The 4,780-nt window shown below is 63.3% G+C and carries 4 protein-coding genes and 1 pseudogene; 3 read left to right on the top strand and 2 right to left on the bottom strand.

Annotated features, from left to right (window positions below):
* Together EN749_RS30590 and EN749_RS30585 are read right to left on the bottom strand one after the other, a co-directional pair.
* Nucleotides 1-318 (bottom strand): annotated as a pseudogene (locus EN749_RS30590) (D,D-dipeptide ABC transporter permease); the annotation flags it as partial.
* The gene (locus tag EN749_RS30585) at nucleotides 318-1,331 is read right to left on the bottom strand and encodes an ABC transporter permease (protein ID WP_128364559.1); all 1,014 of its coding nucleotides are present in this window, start codon (nucleotides 1,329-1,331) and stop codon (nucleotides 318-320) included. The pseudogene EN749_RS30590 and the gene EN749_RS30585, both read right to left, overlap by 1 nt.
* Nucleotides 1,332-1,516: 185 nt before the next feature.
* Here EN749_RS30585 and EN749_RS30580 point away from each other — a divergent pair, with 185 nt between their 5' ends.
* The 3 genes from EN749_RS30580 (at nucleotide 1,517) to EN749_RS30570 (ending at nucleotide 4,773) form a co-directional block, all read left to right on the top strand.
* Nucleotides 1,517-2,326 (top strand): IclR family transcriptional regulator, encoded by an 810-nt coding sequence (locus EN749_RS30580; protein ID WP_128364558.1) that lies wholly within the window; start codon nucleotides 1,517-1,519, stop codon nucleotides 2,324-2,326.
* 132 nt (nucleotides 2,327-2,458) lie between these two features.
* Entirely contained in the window at nucleotides 2,459-3,211 is a 753-nt protein-coding gene (locus EN749_RS30575) for an SDR family NAD(P)-dependent oxidoreductase (protein WP_127266933.1), read from the top strand.
* A 212-nt stretch (nucleotides 3,212-3,423) separates the two neighbouring features.
* Nucleotides 3,424-4,773: a glucoamylase family protein gene (locus EN749_RS30570; RefSeq protein ID WP_127266934.1), complete on the top strand. Its 1,350-nt coding sequence runs from the start codon at nucleotides 3,424-3,426 to the stop codon at nucleotides 4,771-4,773.
* The last annotated feature ends 7 nt before the right edge of the window (nucleotides 4,774-4,780 follow it).

Below are 4,780 nucleotides of genomic sequence, written 5' to 3'. Positions count from 1 at the left end.
CCCGGAAATGGCACCGAGCAGCGAGCCGATCACCACAGCCGAGACGACGACCAGAACCGCGATCGGCAGCGAATGCGCCGCCCCGTGCAAGGTGCGGGCGAGAACATCGCGGCCGAGAGCATCGGTGCCCAGCCAGTGCGCCCAGCTCGGCGGCTGCAAGCGGCGCGCGACCATTTCGAGCGGATCGAACTGCACGATTAAGGCGGCGAAGACGGTCATGAACAGCCAGAACAGGATGACGACCGTGCCGATGACCAATGGCGCGGTCAGCCATTCGGGAACAGCGGCGGAATGGGATTTGGTTGTGACCGCCGACATCAGCTCAACCTCACGCGCGGATTGGCCACCACGTAGAGGATGTCTGTGATGAGGTTGGTGACCAGGAAGGCGAGGCCGCCGACGATGGTGACGCCGATGATCGCCGGGAAGTCGAGCGCGCGCGCCGCCTCGACGGCATAGGAGCCCATGCCGGGCCAGTAAAAGATGGTTTCTGTCAGCACCGCGCCGGTGATCAGATAGGCGAAGGAATAGCCGATGACGGTCAGGGTCGGTACCATGGTGTTGCGCAACGCATGGACGATGACGACGCGGAATTCGCTCGCCCCCTTGGCGCGCGCGGTGAGGACGAACTCGCGGCTCATCACATCAAGCATGTTGGCGCGCACCAGCCGCGATATGGTGCCGGAAACCGTCCAGCCGAGGACGAAGGCCGGCAGAAGCAGGTGCCGGAGCGCGTCCTTGAAGACGGTCCAGTCGCCAGCCAGAAGCGAATCGATGGTCAGGAAGCCGGTGATGCCGGGCGGCAATGCCAGGCGGGCATCGACCCTGCCCGGCCCCGGCAGCCAGTTCAGCATGACGGAGAAGATGAACAACAGGCCGAGCCCCGACCAGAACACCGGCAGCGAAGAGCCGAACAAGGCGAACAGCCGCGCGCCATGGTCAATCAGGCTGTTGCGGAAATAGGCGGCCAGCACACCAAGCACAATGCCGAGCGTGGTGCCGAAGATCATCGCAGCGAAAACCAGTTCGAGCGTTGCCGGCAAGCGGTAGAGAATGTCGGTGCCGACATTGCGCTTGGTGATGAACGAGGTGCCAAGATCGCCGCTCAGCAGATTCCCAAGATATATCATATAGCGTTCCGGCAAAGGACGATCGAGACCCCAGCGCGCCTTGGCGGCGGCCACCACTTCGGGGTTGCTCATCTGCTGTTCGGCGACAATGGCGGTCAGCGGATCGCCCTTGGTCACCGTGGTGATCAGGAAGGCGATGGTGACGATGCCGAGCACCAGAAACGGCATGGCGATAAGCCGGCGCAAAATATAGCGAGACACGTGGCTACCTTCACAAGGACGGGCTTCGTAAGATGGCACAGGGCGCTGGGAGATGCCATCGAGGGAAGCATATTGACAGGGAGGGAAAGCGCCTGTCAAATATAAATGGAATTTAATTTCATTTTTGGGAAAGCGCCGGCGACACCGGCCCGACAGGCGGACGACGACGCCAGAAAGACCTCAGCGTGCGCAAGCGAGCCACCAGGGACGAGACGGAGCTTGAAGTCGAAGGCGCGCAGCTTTCGTCGTCGCTGGTGCGCGGGCTCGGCATCCTGCGCGCCTTCCGCCCGGGCGATGCCTCACTCGGCAACCAGGACATCATTGCCCGCACCGGCCTGCCCAAGGCCACGGTTTCGCGCATCACCTATACGCTAAGCGCGCTCGGCTATCTCCTCTACGACAAGGACCTCGGCCGCTACAGCCTCGGACCCGCCACCGTGGCGCTGGGTTATTCGGCACTGAGTTCCAGTGCGGTCGTCCACGTCGCCCGGCCGCTGATGCAGCCGCTGGCCGATTTGACGGGGGCGGCGGTGGCGCTCGGCACGCGCGACAGCCTCAACATGGTCTATCTCGCCAACTGCCGGTCGGAGAGCCTTGTCACGCTGCGCCTCAACCCGGGCTCCTATCTGCCTATCTGGAAGACATCGATGGGGCTGGCCTATGCGGCGGCACTTTCATCCGAGGAGCGTGCCCGCCTTGTGGAGGCTTTGCAGGAGGCCGAGCCGGACAGGGCGGCGATGATCGGGGCGGCGATCGACGATGCGATCGCCCAGTATGCAGACAAGGGCTATGTGACGTCGTTCGGCGCCTGGCACAGCTATATCCATGCGGTCGGCGTGCCGTTCCGTCCGAGTGACGGCTCGCCGCTGGTTGCCATCACCTGCGGCGGCATCGGCGAGATCATCACGGAAGAGCGCGCGCATGCCGAGATCGGACCGGCGCTGGTGGCGATGGTGAAGGCGCTGGGCAGAGAGCTCGAGGGAAATCCCGGGTAACGGGATTGGCCCAGACGATCGGCCTCGCATGCCGGCTTGAACTCGCCTGATGGGGACCGCACAGTCGCAGTCGATGGTATGGCGGTCGCGTGCCGTCATCGTCCATCGGGTTGGGATGATCGGGAAAATAGGATGCCGATGAATTTTACAGGGCGGTTCAGCGGTCGAGCGGCGGTGATCACCGGCGGCGCTTCAGGCATCGGTCTGGCAGTGGCTCAGAGGATTGTCGAGGAGGGCGGACGGGTTTCAGTCTGGGATCGCGATCCGGCTCAGATCGAACAGGCCAAAGCCACCCTTCCCGGCCTCCACGGTGTTGCCATCGACGTCGCCGATGCGGCCGGCGTGGAACGCGCCAAGCAGTCGGCGATCGAAGCGCTTGGCGGTGTCGACATCCTGGTCACCAGTGCGGCGATCACCGGGCCGAACATGACGACCTGGAACTATTCGACCGAGGATTGGCAGAAGGTCATCGACATCAACATCAACGGCGTCTTCTACTGCAACAAGGCGCTCGTGCCGCACATGCTCGAGCGCAACTATGGCCGCATCGTCAACATCGCCTCGATCGCCGGCAAGGAAGGCAATCCCAACGCTTCGGCCTACAGCACCTCGAAGGCCGCGGTGATCGGCCTGACCAAGTCGCTCGGCAAGGAACTGGCCAAGACCAAGGTGACGGTCAATTGCGTCACACCGGCGGCCGTGCGCACCGCTATCTTCAAGCAGATGAGCCAGGAGCACATCGACTTCATGCTGTCCAAGATACCGATGGCGCGCTTCGGCGAGGTCGAAGAGGTGGCGGCGCTGATCTGCTGGATTGCCTCGGAAGAGTGTTCGTTCACGACCGCCGCCGTGTTCGACGTTTCCGGCGGCCGCGCCACCTACTGAGGCAGGACGCATCTCAATTCCGCGTGACGACGCAACGAACGGGAGCGTAGGGGCGTATAGTCCCAGGCGTCGAATCGACGTTGACGCAACAAAGCTATACGGGAAAGCTATGACACGGCATGACAGTTCAGCGTGCGTGATGACCTGCCGGTGCGGGGCAACTGGTTGGCGGTTGACGGACGCTGCAGCCATCCGGCGGGAGCTTGCTTCCTTTGCTTAGAGCCGAGCCTGCCGCGCTGTCCGACGACGAGCTTCTGGACCGCTATCAGCGCGCCGCCTTCGACTATTTCCTCGAGAACGTGAACCCCGAAAACGGATTGGTCGCCGACACGTCGCGGCCGAATTCGCCGGCCAGCATCGCTGTCGTCGGCTTCGCGCTGTCCAGTTATCCGATCGGCGTCGAGCGCGGCTGGATGGCGCGCGATGCCGCCGCGAAGCTGACGCTGGCCGCGCTGCGCTTCTTCTCGGCCAGCCCGCAAGGCCATAGCGACGACGTCACCGGCCACAAGGGTTTCTACTACCATTTCCTCGATATGCGGACCGGCCTGCGCGTCTGGCGCTGCGAACTGTCGATGGTGGATACGGCGTTGCTGATATCGGGCATGCTGGTGGCGGGCGCCTATTTCTCCGGTGACGATGACGAGGAAGCAGAAATCCGCCAACTGGCCGAGGCGCTCTACCGGCGCGTCGACTGGCGGTGGGCACAAGGCTCAAGCCCGACCTTGCGACAAGGCTGGAAGCCGAAGAGCGGCTTTCTCCACTATGGCTGGGAGGGCTACAACGAAGCCACGATCCTCTACATCCTGTCGATGGCTTCGCCCGACAGCCCGACCTCGGACAACAGCTACGAGGGCTGGACGGCGACCTATCAGTGGGAAAACATCTACGGCTACGACGTGCTGTATGGCGGTCCGCTGTTCATGCACCAGTTCTCGCATGCCTGGATCGATTTCGCCGGCATCCGCGACGCCTTCATGCGCGAGAAGAACTCGGACTATTTCGAAAACAGCCGCCGCTCGACCTATCTGCACCGCGACTATGCACGCCACAACCCTTACGGCTATGGCGGCTACGACGAGAACCTTTGGGGTCTTTCGGCGGGCGACGGGCCAGGCGGCTTTCGCACCAGCGTGGAGCGACAGCGCCGGCGGTTTTCCGGCTATGCCGCGCGCGGCGCGCCGTTCGGGCCCGATGACGGGACGATCGCGCCTTGGTCCTATCCGGCATCACTGCCTTTCGCCCCGGAGATCTGCCTGGCGGCGTTGCGCCATCTCGGTGATCGCTACCCCGAGGTGATCGGTAATTTCCGACTGCCGAGCGGTTTTAACCCGACATTGGCGAACCGGCGTAAATTCGGGAGGCACGGCTGGGTGTCGGAAGGCCACTACGGGCTGGATCAAGGCATCGTGGTGATGATGATCGAGAACCATCGGTCAGGGTTGATCTGGAGACTGATGCGGTCAAATCAACACATCCGCAACGGCCTGCGCAAGGCCGGGTTCAATGGCGGCTGGCTGTCTCAGCCAGCAAGCCCGGCGTCGGGTGGCGGCGATGTCGCGTGACCCGACC

It is taken from the genome of Mesorhizobium sp. M7A.F.Ca.ET.027.02.1.1, from assembly GCF_004022985.1.
GTDB lineage: Bacteria > Pseudomonadota > Alphaproteobacteria > Rhizobiales > Rhizobiaceae > Mesorhizobium.
Note: the sequence above shows the minus strand (reverse complement) of the source record. Positions and strands in the feature narration are given on the sequence as shown.

Coding starts and splice junctions, on each gene's coding strand:
- EN749_RS30575 (WP_127266933.1), top strand. CDS start 2,459: ATGCCGATGAATTTTACAGGGCGGTTCAGCGGTCGAGCGGCGGTGATC.